A 15351-nucleotide genomic window follows, 5' to 3' on the forward strand; every position below is an offset into this window, starting at 1 on the left:
GGGATAAGGCTGTGCCAATAAAATGTCATAACCGCGTCCTGCTGCTGTTGGTCTGTGTGGCCATCGTGGCGGTCGCGTTACCTTTTGTGAATGTCGCGCCAAACCGTCTGGTGTCGGGCGAACCGCGCGCGCTGTGGCAGATCTGGGCATTTACGCCGCTGCTGCTGGGCGCGGCGCTGGCGAGTACCGTAGTCTTAGCCTACTGGCCGGGGCGAACCGCGCTGTGGCTAACGCTTCTGCTCAGCGAAGCGCTGTTTATCGTACTGTTCTGGAGCGCAGGACAGGCGGCAACGCAGATGGCCTCGGTTGAAAGCCCGCTGGCGCGCACGTCGATTGGCAGCGGCCTGTGGCTGTGGCTGGCACTCTGCCTGCTGGCCTGTAGCGATGCCATTCGCCGCCTGACGCCGATACCTGTGTGGCGCTGGCTGCTGAACGCGCAATTCTGGGTTATCCCCCTGCTGATCCTCTTCAGCGGCGATCTGAATCAACTCTCGCTGTTAAAAGAGTACGTCAACCGCCAGGAGGTGTTTGACAACGCACTGGCGCAACATCTGACGATCCTGTTCGGGACGCTGGTCCCGGCGCTGCTGCTGGGCGTGCCGCTGGGCATGTGGTGCTACCGACATCCCTGCCGCCAGGGTGCCGTCTTTACCGTGCTCAACGTTATTCAGACCATCCCCTCCGTTGCCCTGTTTGGCCTGCTGATTGCCCCCCTCGCCGGTCTGGTTAAATCCTTCCCTGCGTTGGCCGCGGCAGGCATTGCCGGAACCGGGCTGACCCCGGCGCTGATTGCCCTTGTGTTGTATGCGCTGCTGCCACTGGTGCGCGGCGTGGTGGCGGGCTTAAGCCAGGTTCCGCCCGACGTGCTGGAAAGCGCCCATGCGATGGGGATGAGTGCGCGCCAGTGTTTCTGGAAAATACAGCTGCCGCTTGCGCTTCCGCTGCTGGTTCGCAGCCTGCGGGTGGTGACGGTGCAAACCGTGGGGATGGCGGTGATTGCCGCGCTGATCGGGGCGGGCGGCTTTGGGGCGCTGGTGTTCCAGGGGCTGCTCAGCAGCGCGCTGGATCTGGTGTTGCTGGGCGTTGTGCCCACGATTGCGCTGGCGGTCGTGCTGGATGCCTTATTTGCCCTGTGGCTCGCGCTGCTCAGGAGAAGAGCCAATGATTGAATTTCATGATGTGAGTAAAACCTTTGCGGGCCGTCCGGCGGCAAGCCATCTCAATCTGCATTTTGCCGAGGGGGCGTTCTCGGTATTGATCGGGACGTCGGGGTCGGGAAAATCGACGACGCTGAAGATGATCAATCGGCTGGTGGAGCACGACAGCGGGACGATTCGCTTTGCCGGAGAGGAGATCCGCAGCCTGCCGGTGCTGGAGCTGCGGCGGCGTATGGGCTACGCCATTCAGTCCATCGGCCTGTTTCCCCACTGGACGGTGGCGCAGAACATTGCCACCGTGCCACAGCTGGAAAAATGGTCCCGGGGGAAGATCAATGAGCGTGTCGACGAGTTGATGGCGCTGCTGGGCCTGGACGCGTCGCTTCGCGACCGCTACCCGCACCAGCTATCCGGCGGACAACAGCAGCGGGTCGGGGTGGCGCGCGCGCTGGCCGCTAACCCGCAGGTACTGCTGATGGATGAGCCCTTCGGCGCGCTGGATCCGGTCACCCGCGGCGCACTTCAGGCCGAGATGAGCCGCATCCACCGTATTCTCGGGCGCACCATCGTGCTGGTGACGCATGATATCGACGAAGCACTGCGGCTGGCCGATCGTCTGGTACTGATGGATCACGGCGAAGTCGTCCAGCAGGGTACGCCGCTTGAGCTGTTAACGTCGCCGGCAAACGATTTTGTGCGTGAGTTCTTTGGCCGCAGCGAGCTGGGTGTCAGGCTGCTCTCGCTGCGCACCGTCAGGGACTATCTGCGTCCGCAGGATGCGCAAATCGGTGGTGAACCGCTGCATGACGGGATGAGCCTGCGCGATGCCCTGTCGGCGTTTGTCGCCCGGCAGTGTGAGGTGTTACCCGTTGCGGACGGGCAGGGGACACCATGCGGGACGATCCATTTTCGCGATCTGCTGGCGGGGGAGGTGACGCGTGAAGTGGGTCCGTGATCCGTTACTCTGGCTGACAGGGCTGTTTATCGCCTTACTCTACCTGATGCCGCACAGCGCGGCGCTGTTTAATGCGCTTATTCCCGGGCTGCCGCGCCCGGTGTACCAGCAGGAGAGCTTTGTTAATCTCACCCTGGCGCACTTCTGGCTGGTAGCGGCGTCAAGCGTGATTGCCATCGTGCTGGGCACAGGTGCCGGTATTGCGGTGACGCGGCCTGCGGGCAGGGAGTTCCGTCCGTTGGTGGAGACCATCGCCGCAACGGGGCAGACCTTCCCGCCGGTGGCCGTGCTGGCGATTGCCGTGCCGGCGATCGGTTTTGGGCAGGAGCCTGCCATCATTGCGCTGATCTTGTACGGCGTGTTGCCCATTCTGCAAGGGACGCTGGCGGGCATTGCGGCGGTGCCTGCATCGGTGCTGAGCGTAGCGGAAGGGATGGGAATGAGCGCCTGGCAGCGGCTACTGAAGGTTGAACTGCCGCTGGCCGCACCGGTGATTATTGCCGGTGTGCGGACGTCCGTGATCATCAACATTGGTACGGCAACCATCGCGTCGACGGTCGGGGTCAATACGCTGGGGACGCCAATCATTATTGGGTTAAGCGGGTTTAACACGGCCTATATTATTCAGGGGGCGGTTCTGGTTGCGCTGGCGGCGATTGTGGTGGATCGCCTGTTTGAACGCCTGGCCGGATACCTCAGCCAACACCGCCGCGAACAATAAACGAGTAACCTGCAAGCATAACGCCACCGATACCGCTGACGGCCATCAGTGCAAAAAGGGTAATTACGGCCAGTTTCGTTGCCTTCATCATGTGCTCCTGTTGTTAACGGAACAATTATACGGTGAAGCGCAGCTGTTAATGAACCATTAAATGCCGTTACAACGCATTTGGCCCCAGCGAGTAAACGGGATAACCATGTTCGCGCCATTCCGTCAGGAGCTGCTGCTGGGAAGCGGAGGGGACTTCGCCACACCAGACCAGCAGCGTCTGCCCCTCAAACAGTTCCGGCCTGAGCTGGGCCAGGGAGTGTGCAAGCACGTCAACGCGCCAGCCCTGCTGGGTGGCAATCCAGGCTTCGAGCCACAGCCGGGTGGTATCGTGGACGTTCCAGCCGATCACCAGCGCATCTTTGCTGTTTTTATTCCGCGCTGAGGCAAGACAGACGGAAATATAGTTAATAAGCACGCCATCAAGCATGCTGAGCAGTGCCTGTAAGGTGGTTTGCTGACACTGAAGCCGACGCCGTAGGGGAATAAAAAGATGGGTGATCAGGGTTTGCGCGGGGTAGTCTCGACCCTGTTCTTTGATCCAGCCGCGCAGACGCTGCAAATTGCCGGTCTGCAACAGCCTCAGCAGCGTTTCCTGCTGCTCGCGCCAGAGATGCTGCGTATCAGGATCGTCCTGGCTCAGAAGCGATTTCACCTTGCCTACCTGTACGCCATTGTCGATCCAGCTTTTGATCTCGCGGATCCGGTCAATATCCGCATCGTTAAACAGGCGGTGCCCGCCGTCCGTTCTTTGCGGCTTAAGCAATCCATACCGTCGCTGCCACGCCCGTAGCGTAACGGGATTGATATCACACAGGAGTGCCACTTCACCTATCGTGTAAAGCGCCATTTTCGCCCCCAGGCTTGCGCGTCCCCAGCTTAACTGTAGACCCACTTTGCGGAACCAGGAAGATTTGATTCTTTTTTGTACAAATTATACGAAAGACAGGTTATCTCCGGCAAAAGGTGTGATGACGGACACGATTTATCGCTTTTTTGGCACGTTTCAAAGAAAGTTAACCGCCATCAGTGTATGTTACGCGTTTTTAGAATGTGCGGTTTGTGAGTATGTACGAGTTTAATCTGGTGCTGCTGTTGCTTCAGCAGATGTGCGTGTTTCTTGTCATCGCCTGGTTGATGAGCAAAACGCGCCTGTTCATTCCGCTGATGCAGGTCACCGTCCGTCTGCCGCACAAATTCCTCTGCTACGTCGTATTTTCCATATTCTGCATTATGGGGACCTGGTTTGGTCTCCATATTGAAGATTCCATCGCCAATACGCGCGCCATTGGCGCGGTAATGGGCGGGCTGCTCGGAGGCCCGGTCGTGGGCGGTCTGGTGGGGTTAACCGGCGGCCTGCACCGCTATTCGATGGGCGGTATGACGGCACTAAGCTGCATGATCTCCACCATTGTCGAAGGGCTGCTCGGTGGTCTCGTCCACAGCTATATGATTAAGCGCGGACGGCCGGATAAAGTGTTCAGTCCCCTTACCGCCGGGGCGATCACCTTCGTGGCGGAAATGGCGCAGATGGCGATCATCCTGCTGATCGCGCGCCCGTTTGACGATGCGTTACATCTGGTCAGCAGCATTGCCGCACCGATGATGGTCACCAATACCGTTGGTGCGGCGCTGTTTATGCGCATTCTGCTCGACAAACGCGCCATGTTCGAAAAATACACCTCGGCATTTTCTGCCACCGCCTTAAAAGTTGCGGCGTCGACGGAAGGGATCCTGCGGCAGGGATTCAACGAGGAGAACAGCATGAAGGTGGCGCAGGTGCTGTATAAAGAGCTGGATATCGGGGCCGTGGCGATTACCGATCGCGAAAAGTTGCTGGCGTTTACCGGTACCGGGGACGACCACCATCTTCCAGGTAAGCCGATCTCCTCGGCCTACACTTTGCGCGCTATTGAAACGGGTGAAGTGGTGTATGCCGACGGGAATGAAGTGCCGTACCGCTGTTCCCTGCATCCGCAGTGCAAACTTGGCTCTACGCTGGTCATTCCCCTGCGGGGCGAAAACCAGCGCGTCATGGGCACCATTAAGCTTTACGAAGCCAAAAATCGCCTGTTCAGCTCCATCAACCGCACGCTGGGGGAGGGGATCGCCCAGCTGCTTTCGGCGCAAATCCTGGCGGGGCAGTATGAACGGCAAAAAGCGCTGCTGACGCAGTCAGAAATTAAGCTCCTGCACGCTCAGGTGAATCCGCATTTCCTGTTTAACGCGCTCAACACGCTGAAGGCGGTGATCCGCCGCGACAGCGATCAGGCCGCGCAGCTGGTGCAATTTCTGTCGACATTTTTCCGCAAAAACCTGAAGCGTCCCTCGGAGATCGTCACCCTCGCGGACGAGATTGAGCATGTAAACGCCTATCTGCAAATTGAAAAAGCGCGCTTCCAGTCACGTTTACAGGTGTCGTTATCCGTCCCGGATGAGCTGGCGTATCAGCATCTTCCGGCCTTTACCCTGCAACCGATTGTGGAGAACGCCATTAAGCATGGGACGTCGCAGCTGCTGGGAACCGGAGAAATCATGATTTCCGCTTCCCGTTTTAACCACCATCTGGTGCTGGATATTGAAGATAACGCGGGGCTGTATGAAGTCTCCGCGTCAGGCGGTCTGGGCATGAGCCTGGTGGATAAGCGCCTGCGCGCACATTTTGGTGATGACTGCGGTATCACCGTCGCCTGTGAGCCAGACCGCTATACCCGAATTACCTTACGATTGCCGCTGGAGGAGAACGCATGTTAAGAGTGCTGATTGTTGATGATGAGCCGTTAGCACGGGAAAACCTGCGTGTCCTGTTGCAGGAGCAGAGTGATATTGAGGTCGTGGGGGAATGCGCCAATGCCATTGAAGGCATCGGTGCTGTGCATAAACTGCGCCCGGACGTGCTGTTCCTCGATATTCAGATGCCGCGCATCAGCGGGCTGGAGATGGTCGGCATGCTCGACCCGGAGCACCGTCCCTATATCGTCTTTCTGACGGCCTTTGATGAGTACGCGGTAAAGGCGTTTGAAGAGCACGCGTTTGATTATCTGCTGAAACCGATTGAAGAGAAACGCCTTGAAAAGACCCTGACCCGTCTGCGCCAGGAGCGTACCGCGCAGGACGTGACGCTGCTGCCGGAGCATCAGCAGCCCCTGAAGTTTATCCCCTGTACCGGGCACAGCCGGATTTACCTCCTGCAAATGGACGACGTTGCCTTTGTCAGCAGTCGTCTGAGCGGGGTATACGTCACCAGCGCTGAAGGCAACGAAGGCTTTACCGAGCTTACGTTACGCACGCTGGAGAGCCGCACGCCGCTGATTCGCTGTCATCGACAGTATCTGGTGAACATGGCGCACCTGAAGGAGATCCGCCTGGAAGATAACGGCCAGGCCGAACTGGTGCTACGTGCAGGGCAAACCGTGCCCGTCAGTCGTCGCTATCTGAAAAGTTTGAAAGAGGCGATAGGGCTGTAAAACTGGTACACTGCGCGCCATTGCATCATCGACATTCGAAGGCTCTATGCTAAGTAACGATATTCTTCGTAGCCTGCGCTACACCCTGAAAGCGAACAATAATGACATGGTGCGCATTCTTGCGCTCTCCGACATGGAATCCACGTCCGCCGGGTTCGACACCTGGATGACTAAAGAAGATGAAGAGGGTTTTGTTCGCTGCCCGGACATCATTCTGTCGGGCTTCCTGAACGGCCTGATCTACGACAAGCGCGGCAAAGATGAATCTGCGCCTGAGCTGGCGCTGGAGCGTCGGGTGAATAACAACACGGTGCTGAAAAAGCTGCGTATTGCGTTCTCCCTGAAAACTGACGACATTCTGGCGATCATGACCGAGCAGAAATTTCGCGTGTCGATGCCGGAAATCACCGCCATGATGCGCGCGCCGGATCATAAAAATTACCGCGAGTGTGGGGATCAGTTTCTGCGTTATTTCCTGCGTGGGTTGACGCAGCGGGTGCATAACCAGAAGGGGTGATTTTTAGCCGGGTGGCGGCCTCGCCTTACCCGGCTTAAAAACTCGTAGGCCCGTGCAAGCGTAGCGCCGTCGGGCAAAAAAAAGCCGGATTCTCATCCGGCTTATTTATTACTTCACCTGCTGACCCGGCTTCGCGCCTTCGTCAGGGCTTAACAGGAAGATGTCTTTTCCGCCCGGGCCTGCGGCCATCACCATCCCTTCAGAGATGCCGAAGCGCATTTTACGCGGCGCCAGGTTTGCCACCATCACGGTCTGACGACCGATCAGCACCTGCGGATCAGGGTACGCGGAACGAATGCCGGAGAAGACGTTACGTTTCTCGCCGCCCAGATCCAGCGTCAGACGCAGCAGTTTGTCAGAACCTTCAACGAACTCCGCGTTTTCGATCAGCGCCACGCGCAGGTCGACTTTGGCGAAATCATCAAAGGTGATGGTCTCCTGAATCGGATCGTCCGCCAGCGGGCCGGTCACCGGCGCGGCAGCCGCTTTCACCTCTTCTTTTGATGCTTCCACCAGCGCGTCAACCTGTTTCATCTCGATGCGGTTATACAGCGCCTTGAAGGTGTTCACCTTGTGGCCGAGCAGCGGCTGCTGGATGGCATCCCAGGTCAGTTCGGTGTTCAGGAATGCTTCCGCGCGGGCTGCCAGCTGCGGCAGAACCGGCTTCAGCCAGGTCATCAGCACGCGGAACATGTTCAGACCCATGGTGCAGATCGCCTGCAAGTCGGCGTCGCGGTCTTCCTGTTTCGCCACCACCCATGGTGCCTGCTCGTCGACATATCGGTTGGCCACGTCTGCCAGCGCCATGATTTCGCGAATGGCTTTACCAAATTCACGACTTTCCCAGGCTTCGCCAACCGCAGCGGCGGCGTCGGTGAAGGTTTTATACAGCTCAGGATCGGCCAGTTCGGCAGAGAGCACGCCGTCAAAGCGTTTAGCGATAAAACCTGCGTTACGGGACGCCAGGTTCACCACCTTGTTGACGATGTCCGCGTTCACGCGTTGCACGAAATCTTCCAGATTCAGGTCGATATCGTCGATGCGGGAAGAGAGCTTCGCGGTGTAGTAGTAGCGCAGGCTATCCGCATCGAAGTGGTTCAGCCAGGTGCTGGCCTTAATAAACGTCCCGCGAGATTTGGACATCTTCGCACCGTTGACCGTTACGTAGCCGTGTACGAACAGGTTAGTCGGCTTGCGGAAATTGCTGCCTTCAAGCATCGCTGGCCAGAACAGGCTGTGGAAGTAAACGATGTCTTTGCCGATGAAGTGGTACAGCTCGGCGGTGGAATCTTTCTTCCAGTACTCGTCGAAGCTTAGGGTATCGCCGCGCTTGTCACACAGGTTCTTGAAGGAGCCCATGTAGCCGATTGGCGCATCCAGCCAGACGTAGAAATATTTGCCCGGCGCGTTCGGGATTTCGAAGCCGAAGTATGGCGCATCGCGGGAGATATCCCACTGCTGCAGACCGGATTCAAACCACTCCTGCATCTTGTTCGCCACCTGCTCCTGCAGCGCGCCGCTGCGGGTCCACGCCTGCAGCATTTCGCTGAACGACGGCAGGTCGAAGAAGAAGTGCTCGGAGTCACGCATCACCGGCGTGGCGCCGGAAACCACGGATTTCGGCTCGATAAGCTCGGTCGGGCTGTAGGTCGCGCCACACACTTCGCAGTTATCGCCGTACTGGTCCGGGGATTTACATTTCGGACAGGTGCCTTTGACGAAACGGTCCGGCAGGAACATGCCTTTTTCCGGATCGTACAGCTGAGAGATGGTGCGGTTTTTAATGAAACCGTTCTCTTTCAGACGGGTGTAGATCAGCTCTGACAGCTCGCGGTTCTCGTCGCTGTGCGTGGAGTGATAGTTGTCATAGCTGATGTCAAAGCCAGCAAAATCGGTCTGATGCTCCTGACTCATTTCGGCGATCATCTGTTCCGGGGAAATTCCCAGCTGCTGCGCTTTCAGCATGATTGGGGTGCCGTGGGCATCGTCCGCACAGATGAAGTTCACCTCGTGGCCGCGCATTCGCTGGTAACGGACCCAGACATCAGCCTGGATATGCTCCAGCATGTGGCCGAGGTGGATTGAGCCGTTGGCGTACGGCAGGGCGCACGTTACCAGAATTTTTTTCGCGACTTGAGTCATAGTAGGCATTACTTCTTTTAACTGTGAAAAGGGTTTTCGATATTACCAAAAGGGGCATTATTAAGTAAGCACAAACCACGGCCTTTCAGGTAAACTTGTTCATCTAAGGTCTTATTCACAAGAACAAAGGAGTCGGGATGAGTTCTCAATCCCAGGCCAAATCACCGGAAGCCTTACGAGCAATGGTCGCCGGGACGCTGGCTAATTTTCAGCATCCAACCCTGAAGCACAATCTCACGACGCTGAAAGCGCTTCATCATGTCGCATGGCTGGACGATACGCTGCACATTGAGCTGCAGATGCCGTTCGTCTGGACCAGCGCCTTTGATGCCCTGAAAGAGCAAACCAGCTCTGAGCTGCTGCGCATTACTGGCGCAAAAGCAATTGACTGGAAGCTAAGCCACAGCATCGCCACGCTCAAGCGCGTGAAAAATCAGCCGGGCGTTAACGGCGTGAAGAACATCATCGCCGTCAGTTCTGGCAAGGGCGGGGTGGGTAAATCGTCGACCGCCGTGAACCTGGCGCTTGCGCTGGCGGCAGAAGGGGCGAAAGTCGGCATTCTGGATGCTGATATTTATGGCCCGTCCATTCCGAACATGCTGGGTGCTGAAAACCAGCGTCCAACTTCGCCGGACGGTACCCACATGGCGCCGATCGTGGCGCACGGTCTGGCGACCAACTCCATTGGTTACCTGGTCACGGACGATAACGCAATGGTCTGGCGCGGCCCGATGGCCAGCAAAGCTTTGCTGCAAATGTTGCAGGAGACGATGTGGCCTGACCTCGATTATCTGGTACTGGATATGCCGCCGGGCACCGGTGATATCCAGCTGACGCTGGCGCAGAACATTCCGGTCACCGGCGCCGTCGTGGTCACCACGCCGCAGGATATCGCGCTGATCGACGCCAAAAAAGGCATCGTGATGTTCGAGAAGGTGGAGGTGCCGGTACTCGGCATCGTCGAGAACATGAGCATGCACATTTGCAGCAACTGTGGACACCATGAGCCGATCTTCGGTACCGGCGGTGCGGAGAAGCTGGCGGCGCAATATCACACCCAGCTGCTGGGGCAACTGCCGCTGCATATCACACTGCGTGAAGATCTGGATAGCGGTAAGCCGACGGTGGTCAGCCGTCCTGATAGCGAATTCACGGAAATCTATCGTCAGCTGGCGGGGCGCGTTGCGGCGCAACTGTACTGGCAGGGGGACGTGATCCCGAGCGAGATCGCCTTCCGCGCGGTGTAACGCCTCTGCGCGTTAGTGCCGGGTGGCGGCTTCGCCTTACCCGGCCTACCTCGATTTTGTAGGTCAGGTAAGCGTAGCGCCACCTGACTTTACCCAAGCCGATAGTGCATCAAATAATACTCTCCTTCCGGAGAATCCCCCGTCGCCTCAATGTGCCAGCCGTGGCGCTGGTAAAACGCAACTGCCCGCTCATTCTTCACCAGACACTTCAGGGCGCCTGTACTGGTAAACGTCCTCTGTACTTGTTCCAGTAACAAACGGCCAACTCCCAGACGCTGATACAGCGGGTCGACAAACAGATTGTGCAAAAAGTTATCATTTTCCCAGACGGAGGCAAACCCTACCCGGTGACCGTCGTGAATCGCAACCCAGATCTGCTCGTCACGCGTTGCGGCGTCAAAATCCTCAAGCTGCCATTCAGAATTGTCCAGCCATGGCCAGGCCACGCGTCGTGCATGCAGGTACAGCGTGCGCAGAAATGGCCGGTCGTCCTCCTGCCAGGGCCGGATCATCGTATCAGCGGTGATAGAAAATATCTCCGTTATAGGCTTTGTAGATTTTGCCATCAGCATCGCCAATCAGAACGTAATTTTCACCCATGTAGGTCCAGTGCGTACCGGCATCGGGCGCGGGAAGGTTACGTAGCTGGTACTGTTTGATGGTGTACTCTGGCGTCTGATACTGCGCGGGCGCGGTATCGCCAATCTTAAATTTGGTGAAGTCGGCGATGAACTCCTGTTCTTCATAAGCCTTAATGCCGGAAGGCGCGGCGGCCGTTTGCGGGGCTGCGAATGCGGAGCCCGCCAGAGACAGTAATACACCCAGAAGCACCAATTTACGCTTAGCCATTTTTTCTCCAGTGATATCGTTACGGATACGCTTGTCTGCGGGGGACAGTGCGGCAGACAGCCCATTTTAAGTATCAAAACAGGGTGTGTTTGAAAAAAAATGTAACAAAAGTGAACGGTTTTGTGTAGTGCCAGCGGTTGTGAGTATTTTTGATATGAATGCGAGCTGACGGGAATAATTCATTGTAACTATCGTTTTGCTGAATTAATTCTGAAAATACATTGTTGCCGTAATTTTATAAACTGTAGATCGTGCTTTTTTTTGCCACAGGCTTTAAGATTTTCAGGAAGATTATATTTTAATTAATTGCCCGTCACAGATCGGGCAATTCGTGTCTTCACTTTTAGATTACGTTTTAGTATTCCCTTGAAAAGAAACTTATTTCAAGCGTGGGTTAGCGCAGGGCTGCGCCCCGTCGGGCGTTCGCTACGAGCAGGGATGATAAGTATATATAAATGAAAAACACAACAGCATTATCTGTAATATTCTTAGCAATAAGTCAGTTGGCGGGGTGCGTAATTTCTCCTGGCCAAACGTTAAGTACCGCAGGCAAAAAAATAATTGCGCCGGCTGATCTCAATAATAGCTTAGATAAACAAATCGAAATTTATCCACTTACGCCCGGATTAATTGAGAAACTACGTCCCGCAGCAGCTAAATCTCAGGCAAATCCTAATCTTGATGAGCAGGTCAAAAAGTGGGAATACCGTATTGGAATCGGTGACATCCTGACGGTCACCGTCTGGGATCACCCGGAGCTGACTACGCCCGCGGGACAGTATCGCAGCGCAAGCGATACGGGAAACTGGGTCAATGCCGATGGCACGCTCTTTTATCCTTACGTGGGTAAACTGCACGTGGCGGGAAAAACGGTTTCCAGAGTGCGCGAGGAGATCACCGCGCGGCTGGATAACGTCATTGAAAGCCCCCAGGTCGACGTCAGCGTTGCCGCTTTCCGTTCGCAAAAAGCCTACGTTACGGGAGAAGTGGCGAAATCTGGCCAGCAGGCCATCACCAACATTCCGCTGACGGTTATGGATGCCGTTAATGCCGCAGGTGGGCTTACTGCTGATGCGGACTGGCGGAACGTGGTGCTGACTCACAACGGTCAGGATTCCCGAATTTCCCTGTATGCCCTGATGCAGCATGGCGATTTAACCCAGAATAAGCTGCTCAACCCTGGCGACATCTTGTTTATTCCCCGCAACGATGCGCTGAAAGTATTCGTGATGGGCGAAGTTGTTAAACAGAGCACGCTGAAGATGGATCGCAGCGGCATGACGTTGGCCGAAGCGCTCGGCAATGCCGGTGGCCTGGACCAGAATATGGCTGATGCGACGGGTATTTTTGTTATCCGCTCGGTACGCGAGTCCGGGAAAATTGCGAATATCTATCAACTGAATGCAAAAGACGCTTCGGCCATGGTGCTGGGCACCGAGTTTCAGCTTGAGCCTTACGACATTGTCTATGTCACCACTGCTCCACTCTCCCGCTGGAATCGCGTAATAACACAGCTTGTTCCGACAATCAGCGGGGTGCATGACCTCACCGAAACGGTTCGTTATATCAGATCGTGGCCGCAATAATGTTCGAATCAATACTCGTGGTATGTACCGGAAATGTCTGCCGTTCTCCGATTGGAGAACGGCTTTTGCGCCAGCACTTGCCCGACAGACACATCACCTCGGCGGGAATACTCGGCCTTGAGGGGTATCCGGCGGATGAGTGCGCCCAGGACGTGGCCTGGCGGCATGGGATCTCCCTCGACGGTCATGTGGCGCGCAGGCTGACACGCAGGCTGATGCAGGGATCCGATCTCATCCTGGTTATGGAGCCGGAACATCTTCGCTTCATTGCAGCCATGGCACCGGAAAACAGGGGGAAGTCGCTGCTTTTTGGGCAGTGGCTGGAGCCGCAGGATATCCCAGACCCCTATCGTAAAAGCCGTGAAGCGTTTGAATATGTGTTCGGGCTATTGGGTAAAGCCAGCCAGGAATGGGCACGTCGTTTAGGACAGAAAGGAATAAAGCATTAATGTCGTCTTACACAACAGACAGTTATGGTGCAGGGGCACCCGAACAAAATGAAATCGATCTCGTTCGTTTGCTCGGCGAAATGATCGACCACCGCACGATGATATTGTGCGTGACTTTCCTTTTCACTTTATGCGCGGGCCTCTATGCCTGGGTTACGCCACCTGTTTATCAGGCGGATGCTATGGTGCAAATAGAAAGCAAACAGGATAACGGCCTGCTCAAAGGCTTGAGCCAGCTGGGCACCGATATTTCGCCGGATGTTGCCCCTGAAATTTTACTGTTGAAATCTCGCATGATCCTCGGCGAGACCGTCGACAAATTAGATCTGACGTATCAGGCAAAGCAGCGCGTTTTGCCTGTGGTGGGGCGTCTCTGGCAGCGTCTGCAAGGGCGTGGCCAGGGCAACATAACGTTAGGCGAACTCCAGATCCCGCAGGTGGAGGGCAAAGCGCAAGAACTCACGCTGACCGTACAGGAAGCGGGAAGGTATCACCTGACGGGCGAAAACATTGAGGCAGACGGCCAGGTGGGTAAAACGCTGGTTACGCAAGGGATCGTGCTGCGGGTGACCTCGATTGAGGCGACGCCAGGCACACAGTTTTCGCTTAAGTCGTTGACGCGCCTGGAGACGATCAATGCACTGAAGAAGCGTCTGACGGTCGTGGAATCGGAGAAACAGAGCGGTATTGTGACCTTAACCCTGACGGGTGAAGATCCTGACAAAATCGCCCGGGTGCTGAATGCGATAGCTGAAAATTATCTTCAGCAAAATATCGCGCGCCAGGAGGCTCAGGATTCGCGTAGTCTGGATTTTTTACAGGAGCAGTTACCGAAAATCAGAGCGGACCTGGATCAGGCTGAAGCGCGGCTGAATGCCTACCGGGCGCAGCGCGACTCTGTGGATCTGTCTTTAGAGGCAAAATCCGTCCTGGATCAGGTTGTGAACGTTGAGAATCAGCTAAATGAGCTGACGTTCCGGGAGGCAGAAATTTCCCAGCTCTTTAAAAAGAGTCACCCTACTTACCGTGCATTGCAAGAAAAAAGACAAACCCTTGTGCGGGAACGGGATCGTCTTAATAACCGAGTGTCCTCGATGCCCTCCACGCAGCAGGAGATTTTACGCCTGAGCCGCGATGTTGAGTCGGGCCGCACGATTTATTTACAGCTTTTGACGCGTCAGCAGGAGCTGAATATTTCCCGCTCCAGCGCTGTCGGGAACGTGAGGATCATTGATGAGGCGGTTACACTCCCGGATCCGATAAAACCGCGAAAAGCGCTAATCATTGCGCTTGGCGCGCTGTTCGGGCTCATCCTTTCAATGGGGACCGTACTGGTACGTCAAGCGTTCAAACGTGGGATCACGCTTTCCGAACAGCTGGAAGCGCAGGGGATGCCGGTTCTGGCGACGTTACCACGTTCACAGTGGCTGTGGAGTAAAACGCATTTGCGCAGAAAAAATCCGTTTTCTCGTCGCTGGACACACAAAACCTCGGATGTGCCTTTCCTGCCAGTCGATCGCCCTGCTGATATGTTTGTTGAAGCGGTACGCGGGCTGCGAACCAGTCTGCATTTCACCATGATGGAGGCTGAAAATCGCATTGTGATGATTTCTGGCCCCACGCAGGACTGCGGAAAAACACTGGTGGCGACGAACCTGGCGGCCATTGCCGGGCAGAGCGGTCAGCGGGCGCTGTTTATTGATGCGGATATGCGCCAGGGTTATGTGCATAATATTTTTGGCCTGGAGAACCGCCACGGATTATCCTGCCTGCTGGAGGGGAAGCGCGACTTTGGGGAGGTCATTCAGCATGCTGAAAAAGGGGGAATTGACGTCATCACCTGCGGCCCGGAACCCCTGCGTCCGTTAGAAATGCTGTTAAGCGAACGGTTCATTGACATCATGTCCTGGGTTAACGAGCACTATGACATTGTCATCATCGATACACCCCCAGTTCTTGCCGTCAATGATGCTGCGCTGGTTGCCAGAGCAGCCGGAACAACGCTAATGGTTGCCCGTTACGATAAAACCAGCGTGAAAGAGATGGAGAATACCGTTAAACGTCTACAGCACGTTGGCGTGAAGGTCAGCGGCACAATCCTCAACGATATTGTTAAATCCGCAGCGCTGTTTTACAGCTCGGGGTACAGCCAGTATGACTACGGTTATGCTTCGAGGAAAAAAGGATAGGGGCGTCAGGACGGGATAATAAAC

At 56.0% G+C, this 15351-nt stretch carries 15 protein-coding genes; 10 read left to right on the forward strand and 5 right to left on the reverse strand.

Annotation, left to right across the window (positions count from 1 at the left end):
* Window positions 1-11 precede the first annotated feature (11 nt).
* Genes INF86_RS01265 through INF86_RS01275 form a run of 3 tightly spaced genes read left to right on the forward strand, consistent with a single transcriptional unit; the run spans window position 12 to window position 2833 of the window.
* The gene (locus INF86_RS01265; RefSeq protein ID WP_193543148.1) at window positions 12-1169 is read left to right on the forward strand and encodes an ABC transporter permease; all 1158 of its coding nucleotides are present in this window, start codon (window positions 12-14) and stop codon (window positions 1167-1169) included.
* Complete coding sequence (locus INF86_RS01270) at window positions 1162-2112, forward strand: ABC transporter ATP-binding protein (RefSeq protein WP_022648680.1); 951 nt, start codon at window positions 1162-1164, stop codon at window positions 2110-2112. The genes INF86_RS01265 and INF86_RS01270 overlap by 8 nt, the downstream gene beginning before the upstream one ends.
* Window positions 2096-2833 (forward strand): ABC transporter permease, encoded by a 738-nt coding sequence (locus INF86_RS01275; RefSeq protein ID WP_022648679.1) that lies wholly within the window; start codon window positions 2096-2098, stop codon window positions 2831-2833. Before INF86_RS01270 ends, INF86_RS01275 begins: the two co-directional genes overlap by 17 nt.
* Here the strand turns inward: INF86_RS01275 and INF86_RS01280 are convergent.
* Together INF86_RS01280 and mlrA are read right to left on the reverse strand one after the other, a co-directional pair.
* Complete coding sequence (locus INF86_RS01280) at window positions 2808-2921, reverse strand: protein YohO (RefSeq protein ID WP_022648678.1); 114 nt, start codon at window positions 2919-2921, stop codon at window positions 2808-2810. The genes INF86_RS01275 and INF86_RS01280 overlap by 26 nt on opposite strands.
* A 69-nt stretch (window positions 2922-2990) precedes the next feature.
* A complete protein-coding gene (gene mlrA, locus INF86_RS01285) occupies window positions 2991-3731 on the reverse strand; it encodes an HTH-type transcriptional regulator MlrA (RefSeq protein WP_022648677.1) in 741 nt (246 codons plus the stop codon).
* Between the two features lie 218 nt (window positions 3732-3949).
* Between mlrA and INF86_RS01290 the strand changes: the two genes are divergently transcribed.
* From INF86_RS01290 to INF86_RS01300, 3 genes are read left to right on the forward strand one after another with little or no spacing between them, the layout of a single operon-like run.
* A complete protein-coding gene (locus INF86_RS01290; RefSeq protein WP_063199057.1) occupies window positions 3950-5635 on the forward strand; it encodes a sensor histidine kinase in 1686 nt (561 codons plus the stop codon).
* Window positions 5629-6348, forward strand: a complete 720-nt coding sequence (gene btsR, locus INF86_RS01295) for a two-component system response regulator BtsR (protein WP_022648676.1) — start codon at window positions 5629-5631, stop codon at window positions 6346-6348. Before INF86_RS01290 ends, btsR begins: the two co-directional genes overlap by 7 nt.
* A gap of 46 nt (window positions 6349-6394) precedes the next feature.
* Entirely contained in the window at window positions 6395-6865 is a 471-nt protein-coding gene (locus INF86_RS01300; RefSeq protein ID WP_015572337.1) for a DUF1456 family protein, read from the forward strand.
* Between the two features lie 108 nt (window positions 6866-6973).
* Here INF86_RS01300 and metG read toward each other — a convergent pair whose 3' ends face one another.
* Window positions 6974-9007 (reverse strand): methionine--tRNA ligase, encoded by a 2034-nt coding sequence (gene metG, locus INF86_RS01305; protein WP_193543149.1) that lies wholly within the window; start codon window positions 9005-9007, stop codon window positions 6974-6976.
* Between the two features lie 137 nt (window positions 9008-9144).
* Between metG and apbC the strand changes: the two genes are divergently transcribed.
* Window positions 9145-10254: an iron-sulfur cluster carrier protein ApbC gene (gene apbC, locus INF86_RS01310; RefSeq protein WP_023300574.1), complete on the forward strand. Its 1110-nt coding sequence runs from the start codon at window positions 9145-9147 to the stop codon at window positions 10252-10254.
* Window positions 10255-10343: 89 nt separating this feature from the next.
* Here the strand turns inward: apbC and INF86_RS01315 are convergent, their stop codons facing one another.
* Together INF86_RS01315 and INF86_RS01320 are read right to left on the reverse strand one after the other, a co-directional pair.
* The gene (locus tag INF86_RS01315; RefSeq protein ID WP_045620917.1) at window positions 10344-10820 is read right to left on the reverse strand and encodes a GNAT family N-acetyltransferase; all 477 of its coding nucleotides are present in this window, start codon (window positions 10818-10820) and stop codon (window positions 10344-10346) included.
* Window positions 10771-11103, reverse strand: a complete 333-nt coding sequence (locus INF86_RS01320; RefSeq protein WP_022648672.1) for an RcnB family protein — start codon at window positions 11101-11103, stop codon at window positions 10771-10773. Before INF86_RS01320 ends, INF86_RS01315 begins: the two co-directional genes overlap by 50 nt.
* A 455-nt stretch (window positions 11104-11558) precedes the next feature.
* On the opposite strand from INF86_RS01320, the gene INF86_RS01325 reads away from it, so the two are divergent.
* From INF86_RS01325 to INF86_RS01335, 3 genes are read left to right on the forward strand one after another with little or no spacing between them, the layout of a single operon-like run.
* Window positions 11559-12689 (forward strand): polysaccharide export protein, encoded by a 1131-nt coding sequence (locus tag INF86_RS01325; protein ID WP_193543150.1) that lies wholly within the window; start codon window positions 11559-11561, stop codon window positions 12687-12689.
* Entirely contained in the window at window positions 12689-13138 is a 450-nt protein-coding gene (locus INF86_RS01330) for a phosphotyrosine protein phosphatase (RefSeq protein ID WP_022648670.1), read from the forward strand. Before INF86_RS01325 ends, INF86_RS01330 begins: the two co-directional genes overlap by 1 nt.
* Complete coding sequence (locus INF86_RS01335; RefSeq protein WP_126315027.1) at window positions 13138-15327, forward strand: polysaccharide biosynthesis tyrosine autokinase; 2190 nt, start codon at window positions 13138-13140, stop codon at window positions 15325-15327. The genes INF86_RS01330 and INF86_RS01335 overlap by 1 nt, the downstream gene beginning before the upstream one ends.
* The last annotated feature ends 24 nt before the right edge of the window (window positions 15328-15351 follow it).

The sequence above is a fragment of the Enterobacter cloacae complex sp. I1M genome (assembly GCF_014982425.1).
GTDB classification, from domain to species: Bacteria; Pseudomonadota; Gammaproteobacteria; order Enterobacterales; family Enterobacteriaceae; genus Enterobacter; species Enterobacter intestinihominis.